This window comes from Terasakiispira papahanaumokuakeensis (assembly GCF_001709345.1).
Classification (GTDB): Bacteria; Pseudomonadota; Gammaproteobacteria; order Pseudomonadales; family Halomonadaceae; genus Terasakiispira; species Terasakiispira papahanaumokuakeensis.
In genome coordinates, this window is sequence record NZ_MDTQ01000001.1 from 2,393,399 (window position 1) to 2,409,160 (window position 15,762).

The following is a 15,762-nucleotide window of genomic DNA, read 5'->3' on the forward strand; positions in this document are numbered from 1 at the left end:
GAGTGTTTAAACGATCGAATATTAAACGAGCCAGTACACACAACTTTATCCCTAACCCGACTCACACCACGATAAATACTGATCCGGAGCTCTTTATGCCTCACCGCCTTCCCCATTGGCTCATCATGGCGACTTTAATCGCCAGCCCCGCTTGGGCTGAGCGCCCGTCAGAAGATGTCAATGCCCACTCAGTTGAATCTAATACATCTTCTGAATCCACTACTGACAATGCGGGCAGCACTCAAAGCGATGAAGAACCTTTGATCGAGCCTATCCCCCCCAAGGCATTGGATAGCCGCCGAATTGATGAGTCCATTGCCGAAGAAAATCCCTCAGCATTCACGACATTTCGAGCCAATTATTTACTGCCGGTGACCTATAGCCATCACCTGAGTGAGCAGCACTATCCGGATTTTGAGGATCATGGCCTGCAACATACTGAAGCCAAGTTCCAGCTTAGTTTTAAATTCAAGGTACTGGACAAGGCCCTGCCCTGGGATGGCTCCTTATATTTTGCCTATACACAGCGCTCTTGGTGGCAGGTTTACAATGCCGCCGCGTCGCGGCCTTTCCGAGAAACCAATTACCAACCCGAAGCCTTTACCAGCTTTCCCAACAATATGACCTTTCTGGGTTGGACCAACCGAGAAAATCGTTTCGGCTTTGCGCACCAATCGAATGGCCGAGGCAACCCGCTCTCTCGTAGCTGGAATTACCTCTATGTCGATAGTATTTGGGGTCGAGGCAATTGGGCACTGTCACTGGCCCCTCGCTGGCGTTTGCCAGAAAGTGATGAAGATGATGACAACCCAGATCTGACCCAATACAAAGGCTACATGGATGTTGGACTCACTTACGCCCATAACAAAAATGAATATAGCCTGAGCGTTTTCGGCAACCCTAAATACAACAACTACGGCGGTACGCTCGAGTGGTCCTTCCCTTTAAAGCGCAAACTCCGGGGTTTTGTACAGATTGCAGCAGGTTATGGCGAAAGCATGGTTGACTATGACCTGGAAAACTATCGCTTAGGCTTTGGTATTCAGTTCAGTTCTCTACTCGGACATTAAGCGGCCAAGCATAAACAAAGCGCTGCCGGGGCTTTGGCGCTCATCCAATGCAACATATCACCGAGATGAGCACCCAGGCCCTGAGTCGACTCAAAAGAAAGGTCACCCGCGATCAAAAAGACTCGCCGCAAGCGACACCGGATGCCCAAGCCCACTGAAAGTTAAAACCGCCGAGCTGGCCGGTCACATCCAGCACCTCACCGATAAACCGTAACTGGGGCAACTCTTCAACCGCAAAGGTACGTGATGAAATTTGGCGAGTATCCACACCGCCGAGCGTCACTTCAGCGGTTCGATAACCCTCTGTTCCCGCTGGCGTAACCCACCAGTCACAAAGCTGGGCTTCGATTTCAGCTAACTGAGCATTACTGAAATCCGCGATATGGCCTTGGTGCCATTGATGCCAGTCGCATAAGGTTTGCGCCAATCGTTTGGGTAAGCGCTCAGTGAGAAATCTCATCAGACTGGCCTTAGGATGTGCCTGCCGAAACACTTTTAACGCTTCCAGCACCGAGGCCCCCGGTAGCAAATTCACATGCACACCATCACCCGGTTGCCAGTAGCTTGAAATTTGCAGCATCGCCGGGCCGGAAAGCCCTCGATGAGTGAAGAGCATCGGTTCTTGAAAAGCCTGCTCACGACAGCTCACCGAGACAGGGACCGACACCCCAGAAAGGCTTGCAAGGTGCTGCTTCAGCTCTGGATGCAAGGTAAAGGGCACCAAGCCTGCTCGCGTCGGTAACACCTCAAGATCAAACTGTCGGGCCAACTCATAGCCAAAGCCTGAAGCCCCTAGCGTCGGGATAGACAAGCCACCGGTAGCGACCACAACCGCCCCCACGTCCAGCCGACCTTGCGAAGTCTGTAAACGCATGCCGTCACCATGCCGCACCAGCTGCTTGATCTGCGTATTCAAGCGAATCTCAACACCGGCCCACTCACATTCAGTCAATAAAACATCTAAGACATCTTGACTACGGTGCTGGCAAAACAGCTGGCCGGGGGCTTTCTCTTCATACTCAAGGCCATGGCGATCCACTAATTCAACAAACTGCTGTGGCCCATAACGCTTCAAAGCCGAGATACAAAAGTGGGGGTTTGTGGAGAGAAAGTGCTGTGGCGTCGTGTTGAGATTAGTGAAATTACAACGTCCGCCACCCGACATCAGAATTTTTTTGCCCGCCTTGTTGGCATGGTCCAGCACTAAAACCCGCTGCCCTCGATACCCTGCTGTTGCGGCACACATTAACCCAGCAGCGCCAGCACCAATAATCACTACATCATAAGTCATGCTCATAAGCGGTCGCCGTGATCCATCAATCCATCCATACGTGCTGTCACCATCTACATCATTGGTCTTTTCATTATTGAGCTCCCCTCATCATAGCTGTGCGCCTGATGGCTGAGCTCACATTAAGTCAGCCTTAGTTAAGCTGACCTTTGTTGAGTAGGCCTTGTGTTGAGCAGGCCCTGTGTTAAAGAAACGTGTCGCCCCGGCAAAAAAGCGCCGAAGTTCACAGAAGAGGGCGTTGAAAAAGTCTGAGAAAAGGGCTCAAAAATGACGGCAGCCAAAATGACTGCAAAGTGTATCAGAGTTGCCCCCGCCATGAGGAAAATCCGACGGTACCCGCCTCCTGCAGCCGCGTAGCCAATCAGAGACGATTGCTTAAAAAAGCGCTTAAGCCAAAAATTTAAACATACATTTATGTGGGATATATGTGGGATACCCCTCCCGGATCTCACTGCGTCTTCCCACCAATCGGACGGGATATTGATGTGATGAAGGCCCTTATCACGGCCTCATCACCAACAGCGAAAGGGTGGCCTAGATCACAGATGAAAAGACGAACCTTTCTTGGCCTAACAACGCTAGGCCCAGTGATATTTTCCAACGCAACCCAAGCCGAACCGCTCCCCGAACCGAACAAGGTACCGGGGGAAGGCACGGCGACGCCGACGTCACCGTCTCCCAAAGGCAATTTTTCTTTTGATGCCCTGTCTACCCGTATGCAGGCTAAAGCGAAAGAGGCTTTTGAATCTCCCAAGATCACACTGCCTGAGGCCTTCCAATCCCTCAGTTACCAGGATTATTACGCCATTCGTTTTGATCCTAACAAAGCCCTGTGGCGTGACGGTTCAAATTTTCAGCTGCAATTTTACCCACTGGGTTGGCTATTTCAGACACCGGTCGAAATTTTTGAAATCGTCAATGGCCAAGCTCAGCCGCTTTCTTTTGATGCCAGCCAGTTTCTATTTCAAGCCCCGCTAGACCCTACTCGCTTTAAAAACACCGAGTTTCCCGGAGTCGCGGGGTTCAAAATGCATTATCCGCTCAACCGCGAAGACGTCAGTGATGAGGTCGTCTCATTTCTCGGCTCGTCTTATTTCAGGGCGGTCGGCCAAGGCAATACTTACGGACTTTCTGCACGCGGGCTGGCGATTAATACGGCCACCAATCAGCAAGAGGAATTTCCTCTATTTACAGCCTTTTATGTTGAAAAACCGACATCCAATACGGAGCAAATGATTGTCTATGCCACGCTGGAAGGTCCCAGTGTGACAGGCGCTTATCGCTTTGTGATCCAGCCAGGCAAACACACCCGAATGGATGTCACTAGCCGCTTATTTTTCCGCCAAGATGTCGAACGCCTCGGTATTGCCCCGATGACCTCCATGTTCTTATTCGGACCAGCCAATCAGCACGCTTTTGATGATTACCGTACGCGGGTTCATGACAGCGAGGGGCTTAAAATTATCCGCAGTGATGGGACCGAGCTCTGGCGAAGCTTACAAAATGCCAAATCATTGGCGAACGCTTACTTTGCTGAAAAAAATCCTCGTGCTTTTGGCCTCTATCAACGTCATCGTCACTTCCGCGATTATCAAGATGCCAACCATCATTATGAGCGCCGCCCCTCTCTATTGGTCGAGCCTCGAGGAGAATGGGGACAGGGCAACATTTCACTGGTTGAGATTCCGACTAAAGTGGAGTCCAACGACAATATTGTCGCCTTCTGGCAGCCCGAAATCCCCATTAAAGCAGGGCAGGCCGCCCAATATGACTATCGCCTTACCTGGGGGGCACTTGAAGAAGACCGCGTACGTCTGGCACGCGTGAAAGCTATCCGCACAGGGGAAGATATCAGCGCGACCCCCAACCCCAAACAGCGCAAACTGATTGTCGATTTCGAGGGTGGCGCTCTCGATAATTTAACGGCAGAAGCCCAAATCAGCTCACGACTGAGTATCACCCACGCCAAGATCATCCAAAGTCGTGTATTTCCCATTCCCAGTGCCCATATTTGGCGGCTCATGATCGACCTTGAACCTGAGGGTGATGCCCCCATGGAATTTGTAGGGGCACTCACTGATGGCAACAAGGATTTGAGTGAAATCTGGCTTTATCAAATGAGGACAGACGATGCGCAACCGATCAATGATGAATAAACAGCCACAGGATCACAGCACTTCAACTCCGCTCTCTAAGTCGCTCGATGTTGAGCCGGAGGCGTTCTTACCGCCTGCAGCCCCGCTGCATATGCCGATGCAAGCGCTTGAACGGGAGCGCCCCCATCGTTCAGGGCTCAATATCCTACGACACCATCTGCGACAACGTTAACTCGGTGAAACAGCACGACACCTAACGACAGGCTGAAACGTGCAATAACGCTGAGATGTGATCAACAGAGAGTGATTTATGCTAATACTCCGCCGCACCCTGGCGGTGGCCTTTACACTGCTGATTGCCGTGTTGGCCACTCAACTGGCGATGGATGTTTTTTTTGCTGATGGCGTGGACTGGGTTGATTACATCCGAATCACCCTCTCCTCAGTCACTGCTGCTTGGATTGCCTGGGGGGCCTCCATTGGCCTAGGCGGGCTTTTGGGGCGGGCTATTGCGACACCGCCAGCGCAATCACTTGACGAACTCTCACCTCAAACACGGACCGCCATATTGATTCCCGTGTATAACGAGGACCCCGAAGCCACACTCACCTCAGCCGCGGCCATGGCCGCCAGTCTGGCGGATACCCCTTATGCCGCTCATTTTGATTTAGTCGTGCTGTCGGATACTCGTGATGACAAGATGGTCAGCGCTGAGCAAGCTGGCATACGCTGGCTACGTCAATCGGTGACGCCAGAGATCGGCGTTTATTATCGCCACCGAGAAAACAACGAAGGCAAAAAAGCAGGTAACGTTGGGGATTTCGTCCGTCGTTATGGGGGCGCCTATACCTATATGCTGATTCTTGATGCGGACAGCTTAATGGAAGGGCATACCATACTCACCATGCTGCAACGAATGGAAGCCGACCCTGAACTGGGGCTACTTCAAAGCCTGCCACAGATTATCAGTGCGAACTCCTGGTTTGCCCGCAGTTTACAATTCTCAGCCGCTTTATTCTCACCCATTTATACACGCGGATTAGCTCGCACCCAAGGGCGAGAAGGCCCCTTCTGGGGACATAACGCGCTAGTGCGTACCCAGGCGTTTGCCGAAAGTTGCGGCTTGCCAGAACTCAGCGGAAAGCCACCTTTTGGCGGCCACATTCTAAGCCATGATTATGTTGAAGCGGCACTGCTGGCCCGCCAGAACTGGAAAGTTCGCGTTGATGCCGACCTTGAGGGCTCCTATGAACAATGCCCACAGAATGTAATTGATTTTGCCAAACGTGATCGCCGCTGGTGTCAGGGGAATTTACAGCATGCTCGACTCTTAACAACACCCGGTCTCAAGGGCTGGAGCCGCTTCACATTTGTTCAAGGCATTATGGCTTATTTAGCCTCACCGCTGTGGATGCTGCTCATTATTTGCTCGATTATTGCGCCTTTATTTGCCCCGCCCCCAGACTATTTTCCAAGCCCCTACTTACCCGCCATCTTTCCACATCCTGAAACCGCCTTGGCGGTCACCTTATTGGTCGGCATTTTCGGCTTATTGATTGGCCCCAAGCTGCTGATTGCACTACAAGCAGGCTTTAGTGGTCGTGCTCGTCGATTCGGCGGTTTTTGTCGCGCCTTTTGGTCAACCTGGGTTGAAATCATCTGGTCTTCCTTACTGGCCCCGATCACCTTGATGTACCAAAGTCGCTCCGTCTTACAAGTTCTAGCGGGGCTTGATGGTGGCTGGCCAGCGTCAGACCGGGAAGGTCAATCACTGCCTTTGATGGAAGCCACTCGCGCCAGCTGGTGGGTCTTACTGACTGGCGTTTTAATGCTGCTGGGGTCGCACTTTTTTGCCCCTAATCTTTTCTATTGGCTGTTACCCATTGCGCTGCCACAGATCCTCGCGCCGCTTCTGATCTCACTCAGCTCGACACAGCGCAGCGGTCATCTAGCCGCTCAAATGGGGCTATTTATGACACCAGAAGAGCGCCACGCTACACCGGTCATGCAACATAAACAGCAATGTCTTTCACAATGGCAAGATGATCATTTGCCGGTCGCTGACCCCCTGTCTGAGGTGACGCCTTGTTCAAAATGACGCCTTGTTCAAGATGACACTTTGTTCAAGATGACACTGTGTTCAAAGTCACGCCTTGTCAGAGATGCTGATCCATTGAGTATCAAGCATGTGACATCCACCCTGTTTTTACTGGCTAAGTGAGATTCATTATGACGTTGAACCGACGTGATTTCTTATGCCAAAGCGCAGCTTGGGCCAGCCTCCTGGCACTGCCTAGCAGTCGTTTGGCTTGGGGCAAAACGGCTACCGAGCAACATCCTTTTGCCTTTGAGCACTTGGTTCAGCAAGCGCGAAACGCTGCACAGCAGGCCTATACCCCGCCCCCAAGGCCGATGCCAGAGATCACTCAGCAGATCGATTACGCCAAGTGGGGAGAAATCAAGTTTGATACTGATAAAGCCCCTTTCCAGCAAGAGGGTGCTTATCCCGTCACTTTTTTCCATCTCGGCACTTATTTCCAAAACGCAGTACGCATGTATCAAGTGCGTCAAGGACAAGCTCAGGAAATCATTTATGACCCGAGCCTATTCAAAATCCCTGAGGATAATCCCGCGCGCCAACTTCCTCCTAATTCAGGGTTTGCGGGATTTCGCTTCCAGGAATATGACGGTGCCGATGACTGGCGCACTCAGGATTGGCTGGTCTTTCTAGGCGGGTGCTATCTCCGGACGATAGGCGCTTCAGGGCAGTATGGCTTATCCGCACGAGGCGTCGCCGTGAACCCAGCGGTTGCGGATCAAGCCGAAGAGTTCCCTAATTTCACTGCATTTTATATCGAAGAAACCACCGACCCAGAGCAACCAGTTGTGGTCTGCGCCCAACTAGATGGCCCCTCAATTACGGGAGCCTTCCGCTTCACCGCACATCGCGGACTGGATCGTAGCCAAGGCGTTGAAATCGAAGTTGAAGCCGAGATTTTCTTGCGGCGGGATATCGAACGCCTTGGGCTGATGCCACTAACGTCCATGTTCTGGTATAGCGAATACGGGCGGGAACGCCCTTATGACTGGCGACCCGAAGTCCATGACAGTGATGGCCTGGCCATCTGGATGGCCAATGGTGAGCGCCTATGGCGTCCACTGAACAACCCGCGGACCACCCGCGTATCGGCTTTCAGCGCCGACAGCCCACAAGGGTTTGGCCTGATGCAACGAGACCGAAACTTCGACCACTATCGAGACGGCGTTTTCTATGATCGTCGCCCCAGCTTATGGATTGAGCCGATCAAACCATTGGGGCAAGGCGCCATTCAGCTGTTAGAGATTCCAACCAACGACGAAATTCATGACAACATTGGCGCCTTCTGGGTGCCTGAAGCGCCAGCCCAAGCGGGTCAATATCACAGCCTTCATTATCGCATGTACTGGCAAGACGATAACCCTCACCCAGCCACACACATCGCGCAAGCCATCTCAACACGCTTTGGTCGTGGGGGGCAGCCCGGCCAGCCCCGGCCAGACAACGTCTATAAAGTGGCGGTTGAATTTGATCGACCCGAAGTACTGCAACAAATCCCCTATGGCGTCATGCCTGAAGTCGTCGCCTCAACCACTGCAGGCAAGATTGTCCGCACTCGCGTCGAACCCGTGCCCAATGGTAACGTCTGGCGGGCGATCTTTGATGTGGCACTCGAAGCCGATCAGATTGCGGAATTACGGCTTTATTTAGCGCTAGAGGGCAAGCCCTTAACCGAAACCTGGGCCTATCAGTTCGACCGAAACAGCCTGTTTCCGGCCACATGAATGGCTGACGAAATCAATGGCCAGGGACATCAATCGGCCGCAACGAAAAAAGCCCTGATCGAGTGATCAGGGCTTTTAAATTCGGTGGCGGAGAGGGAGGGATTCGAACCCTCGAAGCCTTACGACTTACACGCTTTCCAGGCGTGCTCCTTCGACCACTCGGACACCTCTCCGAACTGTTATCGGGATACCCCGAAACAGATGGCGCGTATACTACCGACACCCCTTAATGCATGCAAGTATTTTTTATCAAAAAATGCAGTTTTCTGAAGGTGTTACGACCTAAGCGGCCGCCAAGGCTTGAGGCTATGGCGCGGCTAAAGCCACATACCGGCCAGAAGCCCGTAAACAACATTGCGCCCCTTGATCCAACGTCATCGTCAACATCAAGCGCCCCCGCCCCTTCGCCTTCACTCGCGCCAACATTTCCGCAATCGAGGCCTCGGGTTGAGGCTGACAACGTAAAACAAAATCATCTGTGACCGGCGCTACAAACTCGGTTTGATGGTGGCTAACCACCACTGGGCACTCACAACCCGCGGCTCTCAATTGCAAGGTCATAAAACACCAGCCCAGCAGGGTCGACAACGCATTGAGGCCACCGCCAAATCCCGTCCCTTTATCATTGACCAGTGGAGAGAGCCGCACCGACATCAACAAGCTACGAGGGTCTTCCCACTGTAATGATTGAATTCCCAAATGAGGTACTAGCGGAATCGAAGTGCCAACTTCAGCCATAAACGAGGTCAGATCAGCAGTCAGTAATTGCTCATGATGACGGCTCTTCATCGTTGTTCATCCTCAGCACCACAAGTGCGCCTCAAGACCACTCACTGACAAAATCGTCTGGGTCCAACTCCGGTAGCGGTTTCATGCGCCCTGCCGGTGTTCCCAAATATAAAAAGCCGACGATCGATTCCGAGTCATTGAGCCCTAAAGCGTGATGAACATGCTCATCAAAAGCCAGCCACCCCGTACGCCAGATACCGGCAAACCCCTTCGCTTGTGCTGCCATCAGAAGGGCATGCGCCGCACACCCGGCAGAAAGCTGTTGCTCTATCTCAGGAACTTTAGGATCTTCTTTCGGGCTGGCCACGATGACGACAACCATCGGTGCCCGCAGCGGCATTTTGCGCATTTTATCCAGCGTCGCATCATCTGAATCGGCATCTTTGGCTTGTTGAGCCGCCACAAACACCTCGCCCAGACGTTCAAGGCCAGGGCCTGTGCACTGAATAAAACGCCACGGCCTTAAGCTATTATGATCAGGCGCACGTAACGCCGCCTGATAAAGCGTACGCAAAGTATCCGCCGCTGGCGCAGGCGCCCCCAGCTTGGGGTGAGAGTTACGTTCTAGCAATAACTGCATAGCGTCCATGGATCTCTCCCATAATCAATACAGGCAGTTACGGGGATAGTGTTGCTGCACAGGCAGAGCTGTCGCATACTTCAATCCATCCCCGAAGAAAGATTACGCGTACAAAAAGGGAAGCCTAACATGACCCTAACGCCTCTGGCAGTTTTGATACTGGTCCAGCTGGGCTTGATCCTGCTGGGACTGAATATTTTCCAGTGGTTTATTCAACGCCAACTGAAGCGAGAATTGGCTTCACGTCCTGCTGCGACAGGCCATGACCAACCCCGTTCAGCGGCTCAAAGCCCATCATTTGACCCGGAACAGGCGCAACTGTATTTGAACCGATTACATCTCAATGCTGAAACCCTGCAACAATCAGGAGATGAACGCACCACCCTGAGTCAAGAACAACGAGAATTAAGTGAAGCTCTAGCGAGTTTGCTGGGCCTCTCTTTAACCGCCGTCGCCACAGCGCCGGCAGCAGGTAATGCGGTGGCCGCTGCCTCTCAAAACGAGGCAGCGGCCATTCCTCAAGAAGACCTGACAATGGCATTGGATGACTTGGAGCCCCCCGAAGACTTTGTCGATGACTTACCTGAAGATGGCGCCGAAGATCTGCCGACAATCCCCGATGATGACCTGATGGGGCTAGATGTCGATTTACCGGATGCCCCAGCACAGGAAGAAGATGAGTCTGGCGATTTGCTCTCGCAAGGTGAGCTTGATGATGCCCTGGCAGGGCTCAGCTTGGATAACAGCGCCCCAATCACAGAAGAAGACACGAAAAAAGAGAAAGGCGAACTGCCTGAAGATGCCCTCGCGGCCAGCTTGGATGACCTGGATGAGTTTGACTTCGGTCAGTTGGAAGAAGCCCTAATGAAGGACGACAATAGCAAGCTTTAATGACCCCAACGACATCATCAGATTAAGCCACAAGGGCGCCCATTAAGGCGCCCTTGTGGCTTTTCCCTATTGTGGCTTTTTATCGTCTCGCTCGTTACCCTAATCGCCCCTTTGGGCGCATGCCTAAGATTGATCCCATCAAAAAAAGATAAGAGATAAAAAAAACACATGCCTCTCAGCTCAACTGGACACTTATCATCCCCTCAACTGCCCCTACGCGCCACAGCCGGCGTTATCTTGTTATTAGCATTGACCTACAGCGTATTATCGCCACAATGGCTGACCCTCAACTCCGTGGTGTTAGCGATTGGATTGATGATTACGCTGTGCTTGCTCAGGTTGCCTGTCACCATTGCCCTGATTGCCTCCGCACTGATCGGCGGGCTGCATAGCGGGCTGGATACTCACCAAGCCATTGCTGCGTTGAATGACAATCTGCTGATCGGTGCTCAAGTCGGCATGACTTACATCATGATTGGCGCCTTTGCCGTGGCACTCGCTCGCAGTGGTATTCTGGATCTCTTTGCCATGAAAGTGACCCACATGATGGGGTCTAGCGAAACCCACACTCATGGTCGAGTGAAATGGTTTTTATATGGCGTTTTTATGCTGTGCTCGGTGTTATCACAAAATGCCGTGCCCGTTCATATCGCCTTTATCCCGGTGATGATTCCACCATTATTAGGTATTTTTAACCGTTTACGGATTGATCGCCGCGCCGTGGCTTGTATTTTAGCCTGTGCCATCAGCAGTAGTTACTTACTCCTGCCAACCGGATTCGGGGCGATTTACCTGAACGAAATTTTGCTCGAAAACGTGAACAAAGTGGGAGCCGATCAAGGGCTCAATGTCACCGCCAGCATGGTGCCTCAAGCGATGTTCTTACCAGTGATGGGGATTATCACCGGTATGTTGGTTGCTTTATTCGTCACTTACCGCAAACCTCGTGACTACAAAGCGACGCCTGATATTCATCCAACACCACCGCAAGCACGCCGCTTAAGCATGCCGCAGCTGGTCATGACAATTTTGGCCATTGGTGTGGCTTTGGTCTGCCAGATTTATTTTGACTCACTATTAGTCGGCAGCATGATCGGATTCATGCTATTGGCTTTTGCTGGCATCTTCCGCTGGGATGAGCAGGATGATGTGTTTACCCAAGGCATGCGGATGATGGTACAGATCAGTGTCATTATCACCATTGCCTCGGGTTTTGCCGGTGTGCTCGAAGCCACCGGTGAAATCCAACCGCTGGTCTCGGCGGCGGCCAGTTGGATTGGTGATAATCGGCCATTAGCCGCTGCTTTAATGCTGCTGGTCGGCTTATTTATTACCATTGGCTTTGGTGACTCTTTCGCCAGTGTGCCGATTCTAGCTCCGATTTATATTCCACTGGCCCTAACCTTAGGTTTCTCGCCGATGGCCACAGTGGCCTTACTGGGGGCTTCGGCGGCGCTGGGCGATGCGGGCTCACCCGCCTCAACCATTACCCTAGGGGCAACATCAGGTCTTAATGCCGATGGACAACATGATCATGTGCGAGATTCAGTGATCCCCACCTTTATGCATGCGAACTTTGGCATGATCGTGTTTGCCTGGGTGGCAGCGATGATACTGTAACCTCCCCCAGGCCCGGTAATCCCCCCAAAAGTAACACCGCTCAGACGTGATAACCCGCGCTTGAGCATATATGACTGCGCACTGAATGGGCATGCCAAACAGGCATGCCCATCGTTATACTTTGACATTCCTTCCCGCAGGCAGCGAGACCACCAGTTCAACCAAAAGAATCGCAGCCAGAATCAGAATCGGGATATGCCACTCCCCTGTGCGCTGATAGATCACGCCAACCAACAGCGGCCCTGCAACAGCGAGCAGATAGCCCACAGTCTGTGCCATTGCCGAAATTCGAGTAGCCGCATCGACGCTGGACGCCTTGGCAACAAACAAGAAAGCCCCCAATGATGGACCAGCCCCTTGTCCAAAGCCCAACAGTGCAGCCCAGAGGATGGCGCTACCTCTTGGGGCATACATCAAACCTAGCGTGCCAGCCAGGCAAGTGAGCACCGTCATCACGATGTAAAGTTGCTGGTCAGTGCGGCGAGAAGCCAATAAAGGCGTGACGAAGCTACCCACCATCAAGCAAACCTGCGAAATGGAAAAAATCATCGCAGCATCAATCGGTGTAACGCCGCGATCAATCAGGATAGTCGGCATCCAAGGCAGAAATACGTACAGATTGAGTGCCTGTAAACCGAAGAACAAGGTGATCGACCAGGCCGTGCGATTGCCATAAACATTGACGGTAGCGCTTGAAACGCTCCCCAGGTTATCGACGACTGCCGCACGCCTTAACTGAGGTAGCCAAAGCAGCAACGCAAGGAAAGCAGGAAGGGCCCAAAGACCCAGCGTATGATAGGCCGCTGCGGTGTTCTCCCCCATCCACTGAAACAGAGGGAAAGAGCCGCTGGCGCCTAATACCGCACCGACACCCAGCATCAGGGCATAGATGCCCATCACCATCCCCATGCGCTGTGGTCCGAAGCGCTTGCGCGCCAGCGCGGGCATGACGACATTCATCACGGCGATGCCAGCACTGCCGATCACTGTACCCAGAATCAAAGCCGTTTCACCGAACCAGCGCACACCACACCCCAAGCAAAGCAGCAACAACGCCAGAAACAAAGTACGCTCCTCGCCGAGCCAGCGACGCAGGTGAACGCCTGGGATCGAAAAAATACCCAACAGTGCCAACGGCAGCGTCGTCACCAGCAGGGTCGATGCAAACCCTAATTCCAAATGAGTCAGCAGCGGCCCAACCGTGGCAAAGATCAGACGCAAGTTCAAAGCCGCCAGCACAAACCCCATCCACAGCCATACGGTAGACGCTGTGTTATCCATTGATCGTGTTGAGTCAATCGTCATACTCATGGCCGCACCTTGAAACGTTCATCGCGGTGAATAAAAATGCGATCACGGCTATACCATGCCAGCAGGCATACAAGCCCCAACGCGACCGACAACCCCACCAGTAATCCACCGTAACCCAGTCGATCTAACAAAATGCCCGCCAACAAAGGCGCCGTGGTGCGAGAAGCCACAAAGAGGCTGGATTGCAAGCCGTAGTCCAACGCGGCCAAATGCTGTCGTGCATGATTCATCATCAGACCGAACAACAGCCCTGAAGTCGCCCCCATCGCTAACGCTAAGGCCATGGCCGTTACCATCAACGCCGCCTTACCCCAGTCACCTATCACCACCACTACCAACGCAATCATCACCAGCAGGTTGAGCACAGCAAACAATGGCAAGGCGGTTCTTGCGCCGATGGTTTTGATAATCGGACCCGCCATCATACTGGCCACGGCAGCTACTAAGCCTCCGCCTACCCCAATGCTCCAGGCAATCTGCTCCTGAGCGAAGCCATGATCCAGCATCAAGGGTTTCAGGTAGATCCAGACAGCGCCTATCGCCGGGAAATAGAACAGCAACAGCCATATCCAGACTCGGTGCTCGGCGGTACGGAAATAGCTAATCCAGGCCTTCACGCCAGCACGGGTCACCTGACCCACATCCAGCGCATCTTCATCACCGCGATCTGTCGCCAGCCAAGGCAACAACAAGAGGCTGAGCAAAATGCTGGCCGACAATATAGCGAAGGGCCATGCCCAACCCAGCCGTGCATGCAGCACCAACATCACCCCGCCCCCGACAATGGCGGCCAAGGATGCCGCCACCGAACGAACCGCTCCGGCGCGAATACGTTCCGATTCGGGAAGCAACCTGATCGCCAACGCATTGACCGGCACATCCACCCAGGTACCCAGCAAGCTCGCCAACATAGCCAGTGCGAACAGCTGTAGATAGGGCGTATCAGCAAGATCGTTGCTCGCCAAAAGCGCCAGCGCCACTGCATACAAAACGCCCAGCAAGATGCCCCAGTGTTTGTAATTGGCCGCCCCCAGCCGCCAACGATCAACCGGGGTGGCCAGGATGAACTTAAAGACAGCCGGCAGGCCTGCCAGCTGTAGCAAGCCGATTTCCGTACCGCTCCAGCCGTGCTCGCGCATGACCAACGGTAGACCGACGAACATGTAGATAATGGGTGCAGTCAACACGAGGTTGAGCCAGCCAATCAGCAACTGCTGGGGCCACCAAGAGCGCGAGGCCATCATTGCTGTCGTGCTCATGGGCGCCTCCCCATGTGAAGGCAGACCGGTGCCATCGGGAAATCAACATGGCCTAGCGATTGGATCTCGGTCAAACCCGCCTTGGCCATCATCCGGGCGATCTCTCCCGGTTGTGGCAGCAGATTGCCGCGCAGGGCCACCGTGCCATAAAAGGGCAACACACGCGCCGCCATGGCAGGATCATCGACCTGCTCGGCATGCGCCAACAGCAACAGGCCACCAGGATTTAAGGCCGCTGTAGCCTTGCGTACCAGCGCCTCCGGATCGTGCAGGAAATGTAGGACTGCGGAGCACCAGATCAGGTCGTAGCCATTACCAATATCGTCCGTGTTCAGGTCGCAGCCCAATCCCTGTAGGCGATCGGCCAACCCGGCGGCCTGAATATTCTCTTGCGCCACTTCGGCGGCTTCCGGTTGGTCGCACAAGACACCGCGCCAACCTGGCAAACGTTGTGCCAGTGCAATACCGACATGCCCCGGACCGCCGCCCAGATCTAGCAGGCAGCCCGCTTCAGGCAGAGGCGGTAAGGTGTCAATCAGGCGCAGTACTGCCGGTACCGTTACCGCACGCTGCTCCTGCCCGATCTGCTCGCGCGCGGCTTGGGCCCAGCTTCCTTGAGGCGCCGCCTGGCCCTTTGAATCAAAGCCGTAACGCAGTAGCGTTTGCCATTGCCCAGCGAACCGAGTCAGGAAACGAGCGCGATATAACCAGCCTTGAGAACAATGCTCACCGGCGTCATCGACAAAGTAGCGCAAGGCCAGTGGCGATGTGACATAGCGCGGCTGGACAGAAACATCGACCGGCAACTGCCGCGACAACAGCTCCAGGCTCCATAACAAGTCCAGCCAGAGGGAGGTCGCCGTCAGATCCAGCTTCAGGTCCTGGGCTACGGTGCCAGCATCAGCAGGCTGACGCAGCCGATCAAACAGCCCCAAGACCAAGGCTTGCTCCAGTGCCTGAGTCTGAATCGGCGCAGCGGCGATGTTCCAGAACGGCTGCAAGGGGTGAGAGGTATGAAAGTTCATGGTCCTTG

13 protein-coding genes and 1 tRNA gene are annotated in these 15,762 nt (G+C 53.5%); 7 read left to right on the plus strand and 7 right to left on the minus strand.

Features of this window, described 5'->3' with window-relative positions:
• The first annotated feature begins 95 nt into the window (after positions 1-95).
• Entirely contained in the window at positions 96-1,070 is a 975-nt protein-coding gene (locus tag BFW38_RS10425) for a phospholipase A (protein WP_068998523.1), read from the plus strand.
• A gap of 112 nt (positions 1,071-1,182) precedes the next feature.
• Here the strand turns inward: BFW38_RS10425 and BFW38_RS10430 are convergent, their stop codons facing one another.
• A complete protein-coding gene (locus BFW38_RS10430) occupies positions 1,183-2,361 on the minus strand; it encodes a BaiN/RdsA family NAD(P)/FAD-dependent oxidoreductase (RefSeq protein WP_069000379.1) in 1,179 nt (392 codons plus the stop codon).
• Between the two features lie 545 nt (positions 2,362-2,906).
• On the opposite strand from BFW38_RS10430, the gene BFW38_RS10435 reads away from it, so the two are divergent.
• From BFW38_RS10435 to BFW38_RS10450, 4 genes are all read left to right on the plus strand, one after another.
• Complete coding sequence (locus BFW38_RS10435) at positions 2,907-4,517, plus strand: OpgD/OpgG family glucan biosynthesis protein (protein WP_068998525.1); 1,611 nt, start codon at positions 2,907-2,909, stop codon at positions 4,515-4,517.
• Positions 4,492-4,689, plus strand: coding sequence for a hypothetical protein (locus tag BFW38_RS10440; RefSeq protein ID WP_139116600.1), 198 nt, complete (start codon positions 4,492-4,494; stop codon positions 4,687-4,689). The genes BFW38_RS10435 and BFW38_RS10440 overlap by 26 nt, the downstream gene beginning before the upstream one ends.
• Positions 4,690-4,767: 78 nt before the next feature.
• Positions 4,768-6,555: a glucans biosynthesis glucosyltransferase MdoH gene (gene mdoH, locus BFW38_RS10445; protein ID WP_068998529.1), complete on the plus strand. Its 1,788-nt coding sequence runs from the start codon at positions 4,768-4,770 to the stop codon at positions 6,553-6,555.
• A 131-nt stretch (positions 6,556-6,686) separates the two neighbouring features.
• Complete coding sequence (locus tag BFW38_RS10450; RefSeq protein WP_068998530.1) at positions 6,687-8,279, plus strand: OpgD/OpgG family glucan biosynthesis protein; 1,593 nt, start codon at positions 6,687-6,689, stop codon at positions 8,277-8,279.
• A gap of 85 nt (positions 8,280-8,364) precedes the next feature.
• On the opposite strand, the gene BFW38_RS10455 is transcribed toward BFW38_RS10450, so the two are convergent.
• The 3 genes from BFW38_RS10455 to BFW38_RS10465 form a co-directional block, all read right to left on the minus strand.
• Positions 8,365-8,452: transfer RNA gene (locus BFW38_RS10455), tRNA-Ser, on the minus strand.
• A 133-nt stretch (positions 8,453-8,585) separates the two neighbouring features.
• Positions 8,586-9,068, minus strand: coding sequence for a YiiD C-terminal domain-containing protein (locus BFW38_RS10460; protein ID WP_068998532.1), 483 nt, complete (start codon positions 9,066-9,068; stop codon positions 8,586-8,588).
• A 31-nt stretch (positions 9,069-9,099) separates the two neighbouring features.
• Positions 9,100-9,657, minus strand: a complete 558-nt coding sequence (locus BFW38_RS10465) for an NAD(P)H nitroreductase (protein WP_068998534.1) — start codon at positions 9,655-9,657, stop codon at positions 9,100-9,102.
• 120 nt (positions 9,658-9,777) lie between these two features.
• Between BFW38_RS10465 and BFW38_RS10470 the strand changes: the two genes are divergently transcribed.
• Positions 9,778-10,539 carry a hypothetical protein gene (locus tag BFW38_RS10470; protein WP_068998536.1) on the plus strand — a complete coding sequence of 254 codons (762 nt, stop codon included), beginning with the start codon at positions 9,778-9,780 and terminating at the stop codon, positions 10,537-10,539.
• Between the two features lie 315 nt (positions 10,540-10,854).
• Positions 10,855-12,159: a Na+/H+ antiporter family protein gene (locus BFW38_RS10475; RefSeq protein ID WP_069000380.1), complete on the plus strand. Its 1,305-nt coding sequence runs from the start codon at positions 10,855-10,857 to the stop codon at positions 12,157-12,159.
• A gap of 114 nt (positions 12,160-12,273) precedes the next feature.
• Here the strand turns inward: BFW38_RS10475 and BFW38_RS10480 are convergent, their stop codons facing one another.
• From BFW38_RS10480 to BFW38_RS10490, 3 genes are read right to left on the minus strand one after another with little or no spacing between them, the layout of a single operon-like run.
• The gene (locus tag BFW38_RS10480; protein ID WP_068998538.1) at positions 12,274-13,470 is read right to left on the minus strand and encodes an MFS transporter; all 1,197 of its coding nucleotides are present in this window, start codon (positions 13,468-13,470) and stop codon (positions 12,274-12,276) included.
• Positions 13,467-14,729 (minus strand): MFS transporter, encoded by a 1,263-nt coding sequence (locus BFW38_RS10485; RefSeq protein WP_068998540.1) that lies wholly within the window; start codon positions 14,727-14,729, stop codon positions 13,467-13,469. The genes BFW38_RS10480 and BFW38_RS10485 overlap by 4 nt, the downstream gene beginning before the upstream one ends.
• Entirely contained in the window at positions 14,726-15,754 is a 1,029-nt protein-coding gene (locus BFW38_RS10490) for a class I SAM-dependent methyltransferase (RefSeq protein ID WP_068998542.1), read from the minus strand. Before BFW38_RS10490 ends, BFW38_RS10485 begins: the two co-directional genes overlap by 4 nt.
• Positions 15,755-15,762: the final 8 nt, after the last annotated feature.

What these genes read in the sequence shown, in the direction of transcription:
- mdoH (WP_068998529.1), top strand. Translation starts at nt 4,768, where the DNA reads ATGCTAATACTCCGCCGCACCCTGGCGGTGGCCTTTACACTGCTGATT.
- BFW38_RS10435 (WP_068998525.1), top strand. Translation starts at nt 2,907, where the DNA reads ATGAAAAGACGAACCTTTCTTGGCCTAACAACGCTAGGCCCAGTGATA.
- BFW38_RS10480 (WP_068998538.1), bottom strand. Translation starts at nt 13,470, where the DNA reads ATGAGTATGACGATTGACTCAACACGATCAATGGATAACACAGCGTCT.
- BFW38_RS10430 (WP_069000379.1), bottom strand. Translation starts at nt 2,361, where the DNA reads ATGACTTATGATGTAGTGATTATTGGTGCTGGCGCTGCTGGGTTAATG.
- BFW38_RS10485 (WP_068998540.1), bottom strand. Translation starts at nt 14,729, where the DNA reads ATGAGCACGACAGCAATGATGGCCTCGCGCTCTTGGTGGCCCCAGCAG.
- BFW38_RS10440 (WP_139116600.1), top strand. Translation starts at nt 4,492, where the DNA reads ATGCGCAACCGATCAATGATGAATAAACAGCCACAGGATCACAGCACT.
- BFW38_RS10465 (WP_068998534.1), bottom strand. Translation starts at nt 9,657, where the DNA reads ATGGACGCTATGCAGTTATTGCTAGAACGTAACTCTCACCCCAAGCTG.
- BFW38_RS10460 (WP_068998532.1), bottom strand. Translation starts at nt 9,068, where the DNA reads ATGAAGAGCCGTCATCATGAGCAATTACTGACTGCTGATCTGACCTCG.
- BFW38_RS10470 (WP_068998536.1), top strand. Translation starts at nt 9,778, where the DNA reads ATGACCCTAACGCCTCTGGCAGTTTTGATACTGGTCCAGCTGGGCTTG.
- BFW38_RS10490 (WP_068998542.1), bottom strand. Translation starts at nt 15,754, where the DNA reads ATGAACTTTCATACCTCTCACCCCTTGCAGCCGTTCTGGAACATCGCC.
- BFW38_RS10425 (WP_068998523.1), top strand. Translation starts at nt 96, where the DNA reads ATGCCTCACCGCCTTCCCCATTGGCTCATCATGGCGACTTTAATCGCC.
- BFW38_RS10450 (WP_068998530.1), top strand. Translation starts at nt 6,687, where the DNA reads ATGACGTTGAACCGACGTGATTTCTTATGCCAAAGCGCAGCTTGGGCC.
- BFW38_RS10475 (WP_069000380.1), top strand. Translation starts at nt 10,855, where the DNA reads ATGATTACGCTGTGCTTGCTCAGGTTGCCTGTCACCATTGCCCTGATT.